Genomic DNA, 17,681 nt, shown 5'->3' with positions numbered 1-17,681 from the left:
TGAAAAGCCCTATTTTTTTTCTGAATAAAAATTACATAAACGTTTCCTTAATCACTTCTAAAAACTGATCGCGTTTAGATTTTGAAATTGGAATGCGTTTTTGATTGTTCATTAGTAAATAATCGCCATCATCTTTAACCAATTCGTCTACATATTTTAAGTTGATTAAATACGAACGATGACATTTAAAAAACATCGCATTACGTTCTAACTGCTCTACAAAATGCTTCAACGGTTTGCAAATGGTTTTTTGTTTGCCATCCATAAGTTGTACGTTGGTGTACATGCCATCAGCTTCAAAATACACGATATCATTATGCGATGCAAACATGATCCCTTTAGGTATCTCTAAAGCAATTTTATCCATTGAGAGCTGCTTTAACGAGTCGCGTAACTTGTTTAGCTGGTCGTTTAAATTGTTGGTCTTTATGGCTTCTTCAGCTTTTGCAACCGCTTCTTTTAACTCGGTTGTGTCCACTGGTTTTAACAAATAATCTACAGCCGACAGTTTGAAAGCTTCAATGGCATATTGATTGTATGCCGTCACGAAAATGATTTTAAAATCGATCTGATTTGGAAAATATTCTAAAATATCTAATCCTGACTGATTTGGCATTTCAATATCTAAAAAAACAACATCTGGTTTACTGGTTTTAATCAAATCTACACCAGATGCTAAATCTTGCGCTTCTTCAATGCTAGTAATACTTGCACAATGTTCGGTTAACAAGTTTGATAGTAAATGTCTGGCGCGTTTTTCGTCGTCTATAATTATCGCTTTCATATCTTAATGTATTGACATGGTGATGACCACTTTTGTACCTGCAGCAGCGTCGTTTTCGTCATACAAATCGTTGGTCGTTATGGCTATATCACGTTTTAATTTATTTTTATAAAGATGCACACGTTCTTCGTTTGCTTTGGTAGCAAAGGGTTTGTGCTGTTGGTTTGGTCGTTTTAATTTTTCGGATTGTGCGCGACCAATTCCGTTGTCTTCAACGGTAATTTCTAATTTATTTTGCTGAATAATTTTTGCTTCAATATGCAATTTTCGGTCACTTAATTTGTGTAATAATCCGTGTTTTAAAGCATTTTCAACATAGGGTTGAATGAATAATGATGGTACTTTTATCTGTTTTGTCTTCAATTGATTATCAACAGAAATAGTATATTCCAATTCATCTTCAAAACGGACTTTTTCTAATTCTAAATACAGTTTTAAAGCGTTTAATTCTTCTTCTAAAGTAATTTCGTTTTGCTGACTGTAATCTAAATACATACGGATTAATCGGCTAAACTTCACTAAATACGAGCTTGCCAATTCTTTTTCATTCGAAATAATATAATCTTGAATGGAATTTAAAGCATTAAAAATAAAATGCGGATTCATTTGAGAGCGCAAATTTTCCAACCTTAAATTCGTGATTTTTTTATCGATTAAAATTTTATCAATCTCGGCAATACGTTGTTGTTCTTTTTGTTGTAATCGCCATCTAAAATACAACCAAACTAAACCTATAATTGACACTAAGACTAGACCATAAAACCAATAGGTTTCCCAAAAGGGCTTGGCAATTATAAAGGTTATTGGTGCTGCAAAAACAGGATTTTTAGCACTGATGTTTTTCGCTTTTAATTCAAAAGTATAGGTTCCGCTAGACAAACTATTAAAGTTAACAAAATGCGTATTTAAAGGAATGTTTTGCCAACTGGTATCTAGCTGTTTTACACGATAATGATAGTTGACATGTTTGTTAGATTGAAAACCGTTGGAATTAAAAGTCAGTTCTATTTTATTAAAATCGTGTGGCAATTTGTAGTTGCTCGCAACTAAAGTGTCCCGATCGTTTATCGAAACCCCTTCTACCCTAACCTTTGCTGTTTTAAAGGTTTTAAACAAACCGTTTGCCTTAGGAAGTGTATAAAACGTTTTTGGTAAGCTTACAATAATTTGATTTTGAAGTACCAAAAAATCATTAACCGCTGTGTTTAAACCATCTTGCGCGTTTAGCGATTGAAGTTGCTGTGTTTTTGTATGATATTGAAACAAACCAGAATCGGTTGAAATCCATAATACAAGTCCATCTGAATGTATTCTATTTATTTGAAGGTTCTCTGGAAGTTTAATTCCTGAAGGTTTTAAAATATGGTTCTCGTATTTTAACAATCCGTTGTGCTGTGTGGCTAACCAAATAATTCCGTTAGTATTTGCAATTGAATTAACCATTAGACCGTTTGAATTGAACGTAATTTCTTCGGAAGCAAATGTTTTGGTGTTGTATTTATAAAGTCCATCTATATAAGATACAAACAAAGTGTTTCCTGAAACAACAGAAGCTTTTACACGACTTTCTTTAAGAATTTGTTGTTCAGGATTACTAAACGGGTTTTTATACACAATACCTTGACGATAATTACCATAAAACAAGGTCTTATCATCTATTTTAGAAAAGGTTTTTGCAACCGAAAATCGGTTATTTACGTCGGTTATTTTATCCGTTTTTAAATCGACCACAAACGATTCTGAAGCATTAATACTTACAATTAATTTTGCTTTTAACGCATCAAAATACAATTTACCTATGATCTTTTTTCCTGGTAACTGTAGTGTTTTTGTTAGTTGATTTTGATGATAAAACAGTAGTTTTCCGTCATTGGTTCCAAATACAAAATGATTGTTTTGTAATGCAGCAGAAGCTGTGATTTTTGCTTCAATATGAGATAACTCTACACGACGAATATTAAGATTTGGCGATACAAATACACCATTGTCTAAAGTTGTAAACCAATAATTATTATTGAAATCTTTTTGAACATCTGTAATAGATTCAGCTTTAAAAAGTTGCTCTTTAAACGTAAACAATTCACTTTTAAAAGTATAAATAAACACACCAGAACTGGTTAAAAACCAATACTCGTCGCTAAAATTTAGAAGACTATAAATAGTTTCATGTTGTATTTGCGTTGGTGTTTTTAGTTTGGTTACATCATTATTTGTTTTATTCACAGAATACAAAACATTACCATTAACGCTTTTGTGCGTAAAGAATATAGTAGTATTAAAAGCAAATAGTTTTGGAGATTGTATTCTTTTTGTGCTTGTTATTTCAAATATTTTTGTGGATTTACTTTTATTAAATGTATAAATGCGATGACGCTCTAAATTGTCTTCAAAACTAATAGCAAAGGTGTAATCGGCATCATTAATGGTTGAGTTACTAATACACATGCCATCAAAAAGCTTATTGATTTTTTTTGTTGTTAAATCAATATCATAAACACCAGTTACGGTAAATAATCGGATATAATCTTTGTGTATTGCATAAGGTGCTAGTTGTCCTTTTACTAATTTACTCGCATCATAAAACAAGTTTAAACTATCATTTTCTACATAAAATAACTGGCCGTAAATATTGTTACACCACAGTTTGTTATCAGTATCAAATTTTAATTGAAAAAGGGAATTCGATTTTTGTTCAGGATGAACAAATCGCTTGTAATCTTTTCCACTATAACGGTATAAACCTTTATTTGCGGCTAACCATATGTAATTTTGGTGGTCTTGGGCAATGTCATAAAATTCTACATCTGGAAGATTTGAAACTTTAGACATATGCTGTGTTACCGGATTTTGAGCAATTGCAAAAGCTGGTAAGAGTAAAAATAATATGTATTTTAAATAACGCCACATAAATATCAATCAACAAACTTAATATTTATGTTCACAATGCTTGTCTTATTTTTCTGTAACTGTCATTTTTTTTTCTGAATATAAAAAACGCGCACTATACAAGTGCGCGTTCTTATTTATCTCTATATAAAATAACTAACTAATAAAATTAAGAGATAAAGGATATCTTGGTGTTTCACCATGACTAGCTTTTATAGCATTTATTATTGGATAAATGAATGATACTATACACAAGATTATGAGTCCTAAAACACCTAATCCGAGAGCTAATATTAGTGGAATACAGATTAAACTATATATTAACATACTAATCTGAAAGTTTACAATATGCTTTCCTTGTTCATCCATTTTATACACATTATCCCTTTGTGTACTCCAAATTATTAACGGAACTATTAATCCGCCAAAACCTGTAATGAAGGTTAGTAACTGACTTAAATGTGTTAAAACGATAAGTTGATTATCTTGTCTCATTTTTTTATTGCGATTGTTTTGATTGAATTCATTTGTTTGACGCAACAATTTTTAAAATGTTACAATTTTTATCTAACAATCAACTTTTTAGTGATTCCTTTTTCTCCAGAAATAATTTTAACAAGATACAATCCAGAGTTTAGATCAAGGTGAAGTGCTTTAGTATTGTTGATAGCTCCTTTAAATTTAATTAGACCTAAAATATTATAGATTTCAATACTACTATTTGGTTTAAGTCCTTTAAAATTTAAAACCTCTTGCGTAGGATTTGGATACATTTTAATTGTATTAGCTTCAACTTCTGAAATATCTAAAGTCCCTTCTGCAGTAAAGGTAGCTGTTGCAACTGAAGAATTTCCACAATCATCGGTTAACTCAAAATTTACTATAACCGAATCAGGACAAGATATAGTTGCTGGTCCATCATGTAATACTATTGCTGTACCACATGCATCAGTTCCCGAAAAACTATCCAACCAATTCTCATAAGCAGTTTGATAAGCTTCACTACAATTGACTATAACATCTTCTGGTACATCATCCCAAACTGGACTTGTCGCATCTTCAACTGTGATGGTTTGCACATGAATCGTTTCATTACCACAATCGTCTGTAGCTGTCCACGTTCTGGTTATCGTATAATCTCCTAAGCATACTCCTGAAGTGGTAGTCTCATCAAAATCTACGGAAGCTGTTCCACAAGTATCGCTTGCAGTTAAAGTTTCTGCTGAAGGAATTGCATCACAAACGACTGTTGTATCTGTTGGAAGCGACTCATTAAAACTTGGACCTTCGTTATCTTCAACTGTGATGGTTTGTATATGAATGGTTTCATTACCACAATCGTCTGTAGCTGTCCATGTTCTTGTAATCGTATAATCTCCAGCACATACTCCTGAAGTGGTAGTCTCATTAAAATCTACTGAAGCTGTACCACAAACATCACTTGCTGTTAGTGTTTCTGCTGAAGGAATGTTGTCACAATTAACTGTTGCATTTGTTGGAAGCGATTCATTAAAACTTGGACCTTCATTATCTTCAACTGTAATGGTTTGCACATGAACGGTTTCATTACCACAATCGTCTATAGCTATCCATGTTCTGGTTATCGTATAATCTCCTAAGCATACTCCTGAAGTGGTAGTCTCATCAAAATCCACTGAAGCGGTTCCACAAGTATCGCTTGCAGTTAAAGTTTCTGCTGAAGGAATTGCATCACAAACGACTGTTGTATCTGTTGGAAGCGACTCATTAAAACTTGGACCTTCGTTATCTTCAACTGTGATGGTTTGTATATGAATGGTTTCATTACCACAATCGTCTGTAGCTGTCCATGTTCTTGTAATCGTATAATCTCCAGCACATACTCCTGAAGTGGTAGTCTCATTAAAATCTACTGAAGCGGTTCCACAAGCATCACTTGCAGTTAAAGTTGCTGCTGAAGAAATTTCATCACAATCTACTGTTGTATCTGTTGGAAGCGACTCATTAAAACTTGGACCTTCATTATCTTCAACTGTGATGGTTTGCACATGAATGGTTTCATTACCACAATCGTCTGTGGCAGTCCATGTTCTTGTAATCATATAATCTCCAGCACATACTCCTGAAGTTGTAGTTTCATTAAAATCAACTGAAGCGGTTTCACAAGCATCACTTGCAGTTAAAGTTGCTGCTGAAGAAATTTCATCACAATTTACTGTTGTATCTGTTGGAAGCGACTCATTAAATGTTGGTCCTTCATTATCTTCAACTGTGATGGTTTGCACATGAATCGTTTCATTGCCACAATCGTCTGTAGCTGTCCATGTTCTTATAATCGTATAATCTCCAGCACATACTCCTGAAGTGGTAGACTCATCAAAATCTACTGAAGCGGTTCCACAAGCATCACTTGCTGTTAAAGTTTCTGCTGAAGGAATCTCATCACAATCTACTGTTGTATCTGTTGGAAGCGACTCATTAAATGTTGGTCCTTCATTATCTTCAACTGTAATGGTTTGCACATGAACGGTTTCATTACCACAATCGTCTGTAGCTATCCATGTTCTAGTTATCGTATAATCTCCAGCACATAATCCTGAAGTGATAGTCTCATCAAAATCTACTGAAGCGGTTCCACAAGCATCATTTGCTGTTAAGGTTGCTGCTGAAGGAATTGCATCACAAACGACTGTTGTATCTGTTGGAAGCGACTCATTAAAACTTGGTCCTTCATTATCTTCAACTGTGATGGTTTGTATATGAATGGTTTCATTACCACAATCGTCTGTAGCAGTCCATGTTCTGGTAATTGTATAATCTCCTAAGCACAATCCTGAAGTTGTAGTTTCATCAAAATCTACGGAAGCGGTTCCACAAGCATCATTTGCTGTTAAGGTTGCTGCTGAAGGAATTGCATCACAAACGACTGTTGTATCTGTTGGAAGCGACTCATTAAAACTTGGACCTTCATTATCTTCAACTGTAATGGTTTGCACATGAACGGTTTCATTACCACAATCGTCTATAGCTATCCATGTTCTGGTTATCGTATAATCTCCTAAGCATACTCCTGAAGTGGTAGTCTCATTAAAACCTACTGAAGCGGTTCCACAAACATCACTTGCTGTTAGTGTTTCTGCTGAAGGAATGTTGTCACAATTAACTGTTGCATTTGTTGGAAGCGATTCATTAAAACTTGGTCCTTCGTTGTCTTCAATAGTGAACGTAGCAGATTTAGTAATTTCATTTCCACAATCGTCAGCCAAAGTAAATGTTACTGTTTCAGAAGTTGAAGAACCACACGAAAAATTCAATCCAGTATTATCGTTGGTAAGTGTTGCATTACCACAGAGTACACTTCCTGAAACATTAGACAACCAATTATTGAACTCATCTGTAGGATTTGAAATCGCATCACACTGCAAGGTCAAATTTGAAGGCTCATTAGTCCATGTTGGACCAACAAAAGAAATACGAAAGAGTGTTCCGTCAAAAATATTCACATAATAGATAAAACCATCTAATGGGTTTTGCATCATATGCACAATTCCATCTCCAAAGTTTAAAGGTGCCAATTCAGAAATATCACTAATCCAATTTAGCGTTCCATCGGTAAGAGTAGCAACGTTTATCCAATTTCTAACATAATCTGTAAAAAGATATTTTCCGTTCATATTACTTCCTAAGGCATCACCTTGAATATAAACACCAGCAATAGCAGTGTTTCCTCTAAATTCTATTCCAGTAGTAGGCGAACCATTTGAGCCAACTCTTGGATTTGTTGGTGTTGTCCCATTAAACCAAGGCACACGTGCTTCATTTTGTCCACCATGTCTCCAAGCGACTTCTGGTCTATCATGTACAAAACGTCTTAACGCTGGATTTGTATGATCTGCAAACGATGTTGGCTGCGGACAATTATCTACAAAAAGCGCATTGCCTTCATCAGGATTTGTAGTTCCACTATTATAATAGCCATTGTGTTGTGTTAACCCTTCATATAAAGGCCAACCTCCATTTAAACCAGCTTTATCAAAAATGTGTAAATCTTCCCAAGTTCCCCAACCTACATCTGCAACATGAATGATTCCAGGATTACCATCTGCTGGATTGGTACTTCCGCTTCCTGGTTGAATTGACATTCGAAAAGGATGACGTAATCCCATTGCCCACATTCTAGATTCTGGTGCTCTTGGATTTGATGCATTATAGAATGGATTAGAAGGAATACCATCTCCTGTATCTGGATCTAAACGTAGTACTTTACCGCAAAGTGATGTAATCATCTGACTTCTGAAAGCACCTACGTTTTCTTCAGGACGCATAATTCCATCATTAATTGCTTGTTGCCAATAGGTTTCATTTGCACTTCCTGTATCGACAGAATTATAACTCGCATTATCTCCTGTAGACACTAATAAAGTGCCATCATTTGCAAAAATAACAGTTCCTCCTGCATGTGACTCATGGGTTAAAGGTACTCCTGTGGAAACAGACTCACCCAAAAGCACTGTTCGTGAAGCATAATTAGTCGTTAGTGGACTGCTCCCAATATTTAATTGATAACGAGTTAATCGACTAATAGTCGCTTCATAATAATCATTATCATTAGGATTATAACTTGGTGTTCCGTAATTCATTAAATGCTCACGATCAACCATATAATACATATAAACTAAACCATTGGTTTCAAAATCTGGATCCAAACAAAAACTAGCAAATCCGAAATCTCTCCAATCGCCAACTTCATCTGAAATATCAAGAACTGGAGTCGTTTGTTTTACATATGTGGTTCCGTTCCAATTTGAGACATATACATGGCCACGTTTTTCCCAAACAAACATTTTTGTTCCATCATTATTAAATACAACACCCATAATAGTATTGTAACCATTTTGAACTTCGGAAGCTGTAAAACCTGTTGGTAATTGTGCAAATACATTTGAAAATAAGAAACAGAACACACCAATAAAAAATAGTGTCTGTATTTTTGGAATACGATTATAGCTAAACATAATTAAGTATTTTTGGTTGGGAGAAGTGTATGTTGCTATTAATCAGTATAAAAATACAGAGATTGCTATCAATCTAAAAATAAATGATTTAAACGGATAATAAAATCGATAATTGACTAAAAGTTGAGAGAAATAATTCTGAAAACTAAAAACTATTGCTTTTTAGTATCCTTTTTACCTCTATCACTTGTGGTCATAAATTTTACCAAAAACCCAATAAGTGTTAAACAAACCAGTCCAAAAATAGCAATCATAATAACGCCATTAGTCCAGTTATATAAGGCAATGCTTTGAGATATCATAATATATAGTGTTTGTTATTGCACCAAAGTTAATATTGCAAAATGACAGCAACTATGATAATTGTCAGTATTCAAAAAAAATTATGAATTCAAACAAATAAGATCCTCATTCTTTAAAATAAAAAACAATTCTCTATCCTTTCTAGCTGGATGAGAGTTATAAGCAGTTTCCATTATTAATACTTTAAAATACTTATCAAAAAGTGCAATATATTCTGCCTTCGAACCACCAAAAGGAGGATGATCTTTATAGAGAGGAACATCAAACAGAAGTCCAACTAGTTTCCCTTCTGTATTTAAAAGATTCTGCATTTTATGTACATACTTAGGTCTTAGATTAGGATGCAATGCACAAAAAAAAGTCTGTTCAATAATTAAATCAAACGTGTTATCTAATTCAAAAAAATCTAAATGCAATAATTGTTTCTTAGGAAACTTAGGTATTCTCGCTTTTATATTTTGCAATGCTGTTTCAGAAATATCTACAACAAATACATTTTTAAATCCGTTATTAAAAAGATATTCCGCTTCATAAGAGTTACCACCTCCAGGAATTAAAATCTTCAAAGATTTATCTGTAAGCTGATCTATGTATGTTTTAAGCGGAGTTGATATTTCTCCAAGATCCCAACCAGTAGCGTTGGTTTTATAGCGATTGTCCCAATACGTTTCGTCAAGTGTTTCCATATTACGATAATTCTTTCCAAATAATATATATAGCCATTACAAGCACAAACCAGCCAAAGCCTTTTTTTAGTTGCTTTCCGTCAATAAATTTTGAAAAATAAATTCCTAAAAAAATACCACAAACTGAAACAGCTGTAAAAGTGAGTAAAAACTGCCAATCGATAGTCAAATTTTCAACATCGCCAATAAAACCGATTAAAGATTTAATAGCAATGATTAGTAGTGAAGTCGCTACGGCTTTTTTCATAGGAAGCTTAGCCAATAACACCAATGCTGGAATAATTAAAAATCCTCCTCCTGCTCCTACAATTCCAGTTAAAACACCAACAACCAATCCTTCAGCAATTATTAAGGGATAATTATAAGCAACTTGAGTATTCGTTTCAAGAACGTTATTTTTATTACGTATCATAGACACCGAAGCCAAAAGCATAATAATAGCAAAAAAGAGCATGATAGCAATATCTTTAGTAACTACAAAAGTTGCTATTGAAAATAATTCCTCAGGAATAGCTGGCACTAAATATTTTCGCGTTAAGTACACAGCAATAAAAGCAGGAATTGCAAATACAATGGCAGTTTTAAAATCGACCAAGCCTTTTTGAATATTTCTAATGGCACCAACCAAAGCAGAAATACCAACAACAAACAATGAATATGCAGTAGCAGTTACAGGATTAACATAAAGTAAATACACTAAAATAGGAACCGTTAGAATAGAGCCACCTCCACCAATGAGTCCTAAAACAACGCCTATGAGCAAAGCTCCAAAATAACCTAATAACTGCTCAATGTTCATGTTTGTTTTATGTCAATCAAAAGTGCACTCAATTTAATATTTCTAACAACCTTAAGGATTTGAAATTGTAAAGGCAATATTGTCTGCACAAAGTATAACAAAAACTATAAAAAGCAAAGCAATTTACGAGATTCAAAAATAAATATGAAATACAAGATGAACCATTAGATAATATTAATTAATAACTCCTTAAGCCTCAGTTAAAGTGATTTTGAAGAACGAAAAATCGTATTGAAAACCTGTTCTCTTAGGTTAGAACAACTATTTTAATACTTGTTTAAAAACAGACATTGGAATATCACCATACTGCAATAGTTTTTTATGAAATGCTAAAAACTCAAATTTATCATGCTTTTTTTCTTCATCAAGAAGTTGTAAAAAAATGTCAGATCCATATTTATAGGTAACAACTTGAGCTGGCCAACGCTTCATACGAGCAATCTCTCTCCATCCAATATCATCAAGATTTGCTATGTGTGTTTTCCAAAAGCTAATTGCTTTGTCATCAGACCAACCATAATAATTTATACCAACATCTAAAGCAACTCTTACAGATCTAATTAAATCCCATTCCCATTTTCCATATTCATCATATATGGTTTTATACACTCCTAAATCTTTACCAAGATATTCAACGTAAGCTCCCCAACCTTCAACAAATCCTGAGTACCAAAATAGATTTTGAATTTCTGTTCTCTTTATGATATTATTTATCATTATTTGGTAATGATGTCCTGGTATTCCTTCATGAATGTAAATCCAATCGATTTGCCTTTTATTAAAAGGTTTGTCAAAATAGTTAAAGTAAAATGTTCCGTTGTTATAATGAGCTGGTACTTGTGCTAATGAAGGATTAGAACCTTGTGCAATCTCTACATCTGAAATGTCTTTTATATATGGAAAAATGTGTGCTGATATTTTAGCAACTTCAATTTTAATATCATTAAATGCTTGTTCAACATCGTTGACATTGTAATAAAAGAAAGACGAATCATTTAAATGCCTCTTAAAGGTTTCTTCTGAAAGCTTTGACTGAATTTGTATCTTTTTCATTTCAGCTTTTACCTTCTTAATTTCTTCAAGTCCGAATTGAAATATATCGTCTGGTTTAACTTGAGCATTTACCCAACGCTTTAACAAATAGGCATACCAATTTTTACCTTTTTCAATAGCATAAATACTTTTAGAATCATCTAGTTGCGTGTCATAATTCCATTGCTTTTCTAAAGCGATGCGCTCTAAGTTCAATTCAACTTCATAGGTCATGATATAATAATCTAAACGCTCATATTCTTCTAAATTTAACGTATTGACACGTGCTAATTGTTCCTTAATCGCTTTAAAAAAAACTTCTTGATTGTTTACATCTTCAACAGATTTAATAGCCATTAAGTTCTGTACATAATTGACTTGTAAATTAGGAATATCTAATGCAGTGTAGCCTTCTAGAAATTGCTTTCTAAGCATCTCAAAACTTGTGTTTTGGGAAAATATTATTTGAAATGCAAATAAAAGTATTACTACTATATTTCTTTTTCTATACATTATCATTTCTATTTACTATATGTTTCTAGATTAACTATTTTGAGGTGCATCCATAAAAGCAGTAAAATCTACTTTCCATTCTCCTTCTTCTTTTATAAAAATGCCAATAAACCGAATATCTCTAGAAAGCTGCTTCTCTTCTGTATTGACTAAATCAAAACGCTCTATTTGTTTATGCAAGTACATGACCTTGTTTTTGGCTATTGGAATAAATGCAACAGATTGCACTTCGCTATCATTAGCTCTATTACCTGCATCATACCATTGTTTTACAAGAGAAAGATACTCGTCTCTATGACGAACTTGATCTCCAAGCATGTGCCAATTTTTATAATTCTTAGAAAAAGTTTTCTCGTATGCTTCCCATCCTTCATTAGCGAGAATTAAAGGGATATTTTTTTTAAGCGCTTCGATTTCTTTTTTATCTGCTTCTGTAATTGTATAATCTACTTCGCTTTCAGAACATCCTAAAAATAGGGTTATCATAAACATAAGTGTAAAAATCTGTAATCTCATATTATTGAATTTTTAAAACCATTTGATTCCAATGCAACGACTGCAATGTCACCTCATTTAAATTAGTTGTAGTATAGTTTAAAGTAACACCTTCAATATCTGTAGAAAGTACGCCTTCAGATTGAAAATGAAGTTCAGTATGAATTTCAAAAAAGCTTTTCATTTTTCGATTCATCATTAAAAGTAATCTACCATTTTTATCTGCTATGGTAACTTTTCTTCCATTTATTTTATAGGTTCCTAATAGTTTATTCTTCAAATCATTCGGAACAGGTATTTGGGATTCTCTAACCTTATAATTACCAACTGCATTTAGCCAAGGATCGATTCCTTTAACTTTATCAGAATAATTAAACGTAACCTGTTCATCTGGTAACAAAAATGTGCTAGTATCATTTTTCCAACTTGTTGGCCAAAGTGTATGCGTTAATGATACGATTAAACCGGAATTTGGTAGTGTAACATACTTTATATCTCCTACTGTATTAGCTCCTTCTGCTGTAGGTTCACCAACAATAACTGCCTTAGTATTTAACTTTAATATTGAAGCAAGCTCAAGTAAAGTTCCTCTAGTGGCTTTGCTCGTTAGTACAAACAAATGGCCTTTTTTATTAATAACTTTTGAATCTCTTAACATGTCTGTTAGTGGTTTTAGTTTAAAACCATTTCCACCTCCTCCATATCTTAAATCAATAATGAGTTTATTGGCTTTGTTGTTCTCAATAATATTTTCAATATTATCCACAAATCCTGAAAACGAATCACCATTTTCATTATTAGATATTTGTTGCAACTGTATAAATAGTGATTTGGTATTCGGCAAAAACTCAAACCAATAGTTTTTATTCTTATAACTTGTATTTGAAGCACTGAAAAATTCATCATTAGGTAATAACCTTGATAACTTTGAGTACTCTTGAATTGTACTTCCTTTAATTTGTATTGACTCACCTGAAGCAAATTCTACTAACACTTCATCATTATTGTTTTCTACACCAAGAAACTTTAACATTGATGGCATAAAACCGTAAATCTGAAACAAGTATTTTTTATAATAATCATTATCTGCATTCAATAACGGTTTTAGCTTTTTAAAAGCTTCTTCTATGGTTGTATTATTAATTTTTACAACTTGTTTACCAATCACATCTTTATAGTTATCACTTGCATCAAGAATATATAAACCATCATTAAACCAATAGGTTTTTATAGGTGATACTGGTAATGCCACACCTTTTTGAAACAATGGCACATTACAACCTTCATCATTTAAGGTATTTAACAATCGTTGTAAGGCAAAAACCACATCTTCTTTATTATTACCAACTTCTGAATCACTTATTATATCGTACACAGCATCAAAACTAGTTTTGTACATTTTATTTTGATATTGAGGTACTATTTTTTCTACTTTCTTTTTTAAAAACTGAAAGTCTTCCTCCCAAGATTTTTGATCAATATTAAAATTAACTTCTTGAGAGCTTGTTGTATACGATAAAAGGATAAAACCTAATACGACTAAAATCTTAACATTCATTTATTGTTTGATTTTTGAAGACATCCAACGTGCACTTTCCTTACCTAACATTACACTGTAATTATCACGTGCATGAGTCATATAACTACCATTACCCAAGGTTTCTACATTATGCTGCATAGACTTAAAACTTACAAAACCATGATCAGTATTTTTAATTAATATAAAATCTCCTTTACCTCCATTTTTATTAACGATCTCAGCAATTTTTTTTGCGCCTTTTGAGTTTATTGCCTGAATATCAAATTCACCATGCATAGCAAACACATTGGTTTTAACTTTAGACCAAGCATTAGGAATATTAACATCTGCCAAATTTTGCCAAAACTTAAAATGACGTCCTATATACTGGTTTCTTTCAAAATCTGCTGCGTTAAAAAACGCAACATAAGCATCATTTTCAAGCATTTCCTCTCCAGAAAGTTTATTAATTAAGAAATCATCATTAAACTTTAAATTCACCTTATTATCCTCTTTTATTTGAGCGTCAGATACTCCAAAATGTTTTGGTTGTACAGTGTATAAGTCCACCATATAATCGTACCAGTTTTTGCCAACAGTTCCGTAAACCATAATGCCTTTTGGTGCTTTTACCTCATTTAAAAGAGGTGCAATTACGCCTCCCATTGAATGTCCGAACATGAAAATATTATTTGCATCTATTGCTTCTTGTTTAAGCAAGTCTTTATAACCTTCTTTAAACGCAGTAAGCTCTTCATCAAAACTTATTTCAGAACAATGCTTTTTACTTTGGCTATCACCTACACCTGGCTTCTCCACTCTATACACAGCAAAACCTGCATCTAACCAATCTTTCATTAGTTTTTTCATTGGGTTGTCGTTAGAAACTGTTTCAATAGAGCCACATGTGTAACCTTGCAAAAAATATACGACTGGTGCTTTTTGAACATGCTTAGGCGTTACTAAAATACTTCTTAACATATTATCTTTATATACAACTTCACCATAAGTAACATTTCCATTTTCAAAAGTTTCAATAGGTCTACCTTTTAAAGTAGTAGAGTTCGTTAGTTTTTTATTATTAGAATAATACTCTACCTCTATTGCATCTCCTTCACGAAGTTGATTAGTTAGTGTAAGCACATCTTGAATAGTGTTTACAGGTGTACCATTAAGCTTTGTAAGTACATCATTTTGTTTTATACCTAAATTTGAAAACGTTGTGCTTGGCATTACTGTAGTAATATGCACTCCAGTTTTGATATTAAGATTATTCTGGATTGCTATACTATCGGTTAATGTTTGCATCATAATACCTAACAAACCCTTTCTTTTAAGTGTTTGTGCTTCAAAAGTTTGTTGAACAAACAGCAAGACAAAAACTATAATTATATATTTTAATTGCTTCATTTGTTTTGTATTTATAATTTATATGTACCCGTTTCTACTTCTGTAATAATTTCGTTAAGTCTATTATGAAATCGCTCAGGAGCAGATTCTTTTACTTTTTTAATATCTTTTACTGATGCCTTTATATTTCCTAAAAAATATTGACTTAAACCTCTATTTAATTGTAAAGACCAAGCTTCTGGATATTTTTTGAAATTTGTATTATTATAATCATAGGCATCTTGATAAAAACCGTTGCGCAATAAGAAAATTCCAAATTCATTGGCATCATAAGATGTTGCATAAAGTGCTTTAGCGTCTTTGAGTGTCGCTTGCAATTCAGTTTTTTTATTCAGTGTTTCAAGAAGCTTTATTTTAGTTCCTAAATTTCTAAGATTTTTATCTGCTGCAAAACCGTTATAACCACCATTTATGGATCGATTTACCCATTCTAAAGCTTCTTCTAAATTGGTATTATGATTTAAGCACCAATTTGCAGCATCATTCCATGCTTGCCAATGATAGGTGTTTATTCCTCTTAATTCACTTCTAAAACTTGCGACAGTTGTAGCGTTTAGATCTACTTCAACCTTAAAAGGAATACGTTTATTTTCCCATTCTAATCCAATAATTAGTGAGTTTTCTGTGCGCTCTAAGAACTCATAATCTAATTGTTCTGAAAAGGAAGACGCTACAGCTTCAACCTCAACACGTAAGGTTACGTCTTTATCAATATCTAAATAGTAACTTCCCCATTGATCATTATTATGAGCAAACAATAAGGTATATGTATTTCCCTTTGGAATGATATGAAACCCATATTTTCCTGCTTTTAAAAGTTGTCCTTCGATTTTTACATCTGTACTAAAAGTAATTGTGGTGTTCATATTGGCTCCTGCTCTCCAGGCAATAGGATTTCCTTCTTGAGGAATAATATTAGAATTGTTCCAGACATCTCTTCCTCTTACTGAAGGACTACTATAATCTATTGTGATATTGGTAACACCTAGTTTTTGAGTTTCTTGAACTTTAGGACTTGATTGCGGAATGTTTAATGTATGAAATTGCGCAAAGGCAATTACTGAAACTAATAATAAGATTGAAGTTGCGTAGTACTTTTTTAACATGTTATGGTTTTTATTGTTTATACACACAAAACTAGTGTCTTATCTTCTCTAAAATCTCCTAATTCTTGAAATATGGAGATAGATTTAAGAGCATTTTAACAAAAGTGAAACTGCTTTAACTATTATATTTGTATAAATCAAAAAAAATGAATCCATCCACAGCGCTTATTGTTTTTTCAAGTATTGCAGTAACTTCTTGCGGATTTTTAGCTAGCTACTTTTTATTTATAAAAAAAGAAGATAGACTAAAAGATATGTCTCTTGGGTTATTATTTATTGCTATTGCTTTTAGAATTGCAAAATCTATTTTTTATTATGCGCTTCCTGAAATATCATCTATAGGAGTTGGTTTAGGCTTTTTTGGTTTTTCATGTATTGGTCCATTGGCATTAACGTATTTCAACATCAATCACAATAAACTTACTAATTTAAAACCTACAACCTTTTTGCATCTAGCTTTTCCTATTATTGGGTTTATAATTATACTAATTAATAGTAATGCCTATGCTTACAATATGTATTTATTAGCAAACATAAGTTTGGCTGCTTATCTTGGATTTATAGCAAATCAGTTTATAATAAAATCAAAAGCTACAGAATTATCAAAATGGAATAACGTACTTTTTTATGCTTTAGTTGTATTAGCTGTCATACTAATTTACCAATTGCTAGGAGAAAATATTAATGCTTATGCTATTGGTATCGGATTATCATCTTTAGTAATCTATTTCTTATTCTTTTACGCATTACAATCGCCAGTTGTAACAAAAAAAGTAAATACTAAAGCTTTGTCACCAATTTTATTGCAAAAAATAAAAACGGCAATAGAAGACGATCAAATTTTTAAGCAACCAGCTATTTCTTTAGCTCAATTTTCTGAAGCAATAGACACACCAACCTATTTAGTATCTAAAGCCACAAAATCAATATACAAAAAGAGTTTCCCTGAAGTTATTAATAGTTTCAGAATACAAACTATTAAACAGAAGCTTTCGCAACCAGAGTTTGCTAACGAAAAAATTGAAGACCTTGCCTACGATGTTGGTTTTAATACAGCCTCAACATTTTACAATGCTTTTAAAAAAGAAACATCTATGTCACCAAGAGCATATCAAAAAGAAATTCAAGAACAAACATTTAAGTAAATTAATAGC

General features: G+C 32.3%; 13 protein-coding genes. 1 reads left to right on the top strand and 12 read right to left on the bottom strand.

The genetic code is table 11. The annotated features are described in order from the left end of the window. Positions 1 to 31 precede the first annotated feature (31 nt). The 12 genes from ACP15M_RS01055 to ACP15M_RS01000 form a co-directional block, all read right to left on the bottom strand. Positions 32 to 784 (bottom strand): LytR/AlgR family response regulator transcription factor, encoded by a 753-nt coding sequence (locus ACP15M_RS01055; protein ID WP_425075310.1) that lies wholly within the window; start codon positions 782 to 784, stop codon positions 32 to 34. Between the two features lie 3 nt (positions 785 to 787). Beyond that, positions 788 to 3,613, bottom strand: a complete 2,826-nt coding sequence (locus tag ACP15M_RS01050; RefSeq protein ID WP_425075309.1) for a histidine kinase — start codon at positions 3,611 to 3,613, stop codon at positions 788 to 790. Between the two features lie 213 nt (positions 3,614 to 3,826). After that, entirely contained in the window at positions 3,827 to 4,165 is a 339-nt protein-coding gene (locus ACP15M_RS01045) for a DUF4870 domain-containing protein (protein ID WP_425075308.1), read from the bottom strand. Between the two features lie 68 nt (positions 4,166 to 4,233). Then, a complete protein-coding gene (locus tag ACP15M_RS01040) occupies positions 4,234 to 8,664 on the bottom strand; it encodes a PQQ-dependent sugar dehydrogenase (protein WP_425075307.1) in 4,431 nt (1,476 codons plus the stop codon). A 152-nt stretch (positions 8,665 to 8,816) separates the two neighbouring features. Further along, on the bottom strand, positions 8,817 to 8,966 hold the full coding sequence (locus ACP15M_RS01035) for a hypothetical protein (RefSeq protein ID WP_425075306.1): 150 nt from the start codon (positions 8,964 to 8,966) through the stop codon (positions 8,817 to 8,819). An 81-nt stretch (positions 8,967 to 9,047) separates the two neighbouring features. Continuing rightward, positions 9,048 to 9,653 (bottom strand): methyltransferase domain-containing protein, encoded by a 606-nt coding sequence (locus ACP15M_RS01030; RefSeq protein ID WP_425075305.1) that lies wholly within the window; start codon positions 9,651 to 9,653, stop codon positions 9,048 to 9,050. A 1-nt stretch (position 9,654) separates the two neighbouring features. After that, the gene (locus ACP15M_RS01025; protein WP_425075304.1) at positions 9,655 to 10,452 is read right to left on the bottom strand and encodes a sulfite exporter TauE/SafE family protein; all 798 of its coding nucleotides are present in this window, start codon (positions 10,450 to 10,452) and stop codon (positions 9,655 to 9,657) included. Between the two features lie 261 nt (positions 10,453 to 10,713). Continuing rightward, complete coding sequence (locus tag ACP15M_RS01020; protein WP_425075303.1) at positions 10,714 to 11,919, bottom strand: DUF885 domain-containing protein; 1,206 nt, start codon at positions 11,917 to 11,919, stop codon at positions 10,714 to 10,716. A gap of 108 nt (positions 11,920 to 12,027) precedes the next feature. Then, positions 12,028 to 12,513 carry a hypothetical protein gene (locus ACP15M_RS01015; RefSeq protein WP_425075302.1) on the bottom strand — a complete coding sequence of 162 codons (486 nt, stop codon included), beginning with the start codon at positions 12,511 to 12,513 and terminating at the stop codon, positions 12,028 to 12,030. A 1-nt stretch (position 12,514) separates the two neighbouring features. Next, positions 12,515 to 14,050 carry a hypothetical protein gene (locus ACP15M_RS01010; RefSeq protein ID WP_425075301.1) on the bottom strand — a complete coding sequence of 512 codons (1,536 nt, stop codon included), beginning with the start codon at positions 14,048 to 14,050 and terminating at the stop codon, positions 12,515 to 12,517. Beyond that, positions 14,051 to 15,421, bottom strand: coding sequence for a PDZ domain-containing protein (locus tag ACP15M_RS01005; protein WP_425075300.1), 1,371 nt, complete (start codon positions 15,419 to 15,421; stop codon positions 14,051 to 14,053). Positions 15,422 to 15,432: 11 nt separating this feature from the next. Further along, the gene (locus tag ACP15M_RS01000; protein ID WP_425075299.1) at positions 15,433 to 16,527 is read right to left on the bottom strand and encodes a DUF2911 domain-containing protein; all 1,095 of its coding nucleotides are present in this window, start codon (positions 16,525 to 16,527) and stop codon (positions 15,433 to 15,435) included. A 146-nt stretch (positions 16,528 to 16,673) separates the two neighbouring features. Between ACP15M_RS01000 and ACP15M_RS00995 the strand changes: the two genes are divergently transcribed. After that, a complete protein-coding gene (locus ACP15M_RS00995) occupies positions 16,674 to 17,672 on the top strand; it encodes a helix-turn-helix domain-containing protein (protein WP_425075298.1) in 999 nt (332 codons plus the stop codon). Positions 17,673 to 17,681: the final 9 nt, after the last annotated feature.

This window comes from Psychroserpens sp. S379A (assembly GCF_049800755.1).
Taxonomy (GTDB): domain Bacteria; phylum Bacteroidota; class Bacteroidia; order Flavobacteriales; family Flavobacteriaceae; genus Psychroserpens.
The sequence above is the reverse complement of the archived record's forward strand: the minus strand, read 5'-3'. Positions and strand labels throughout refer to the sequence as shown.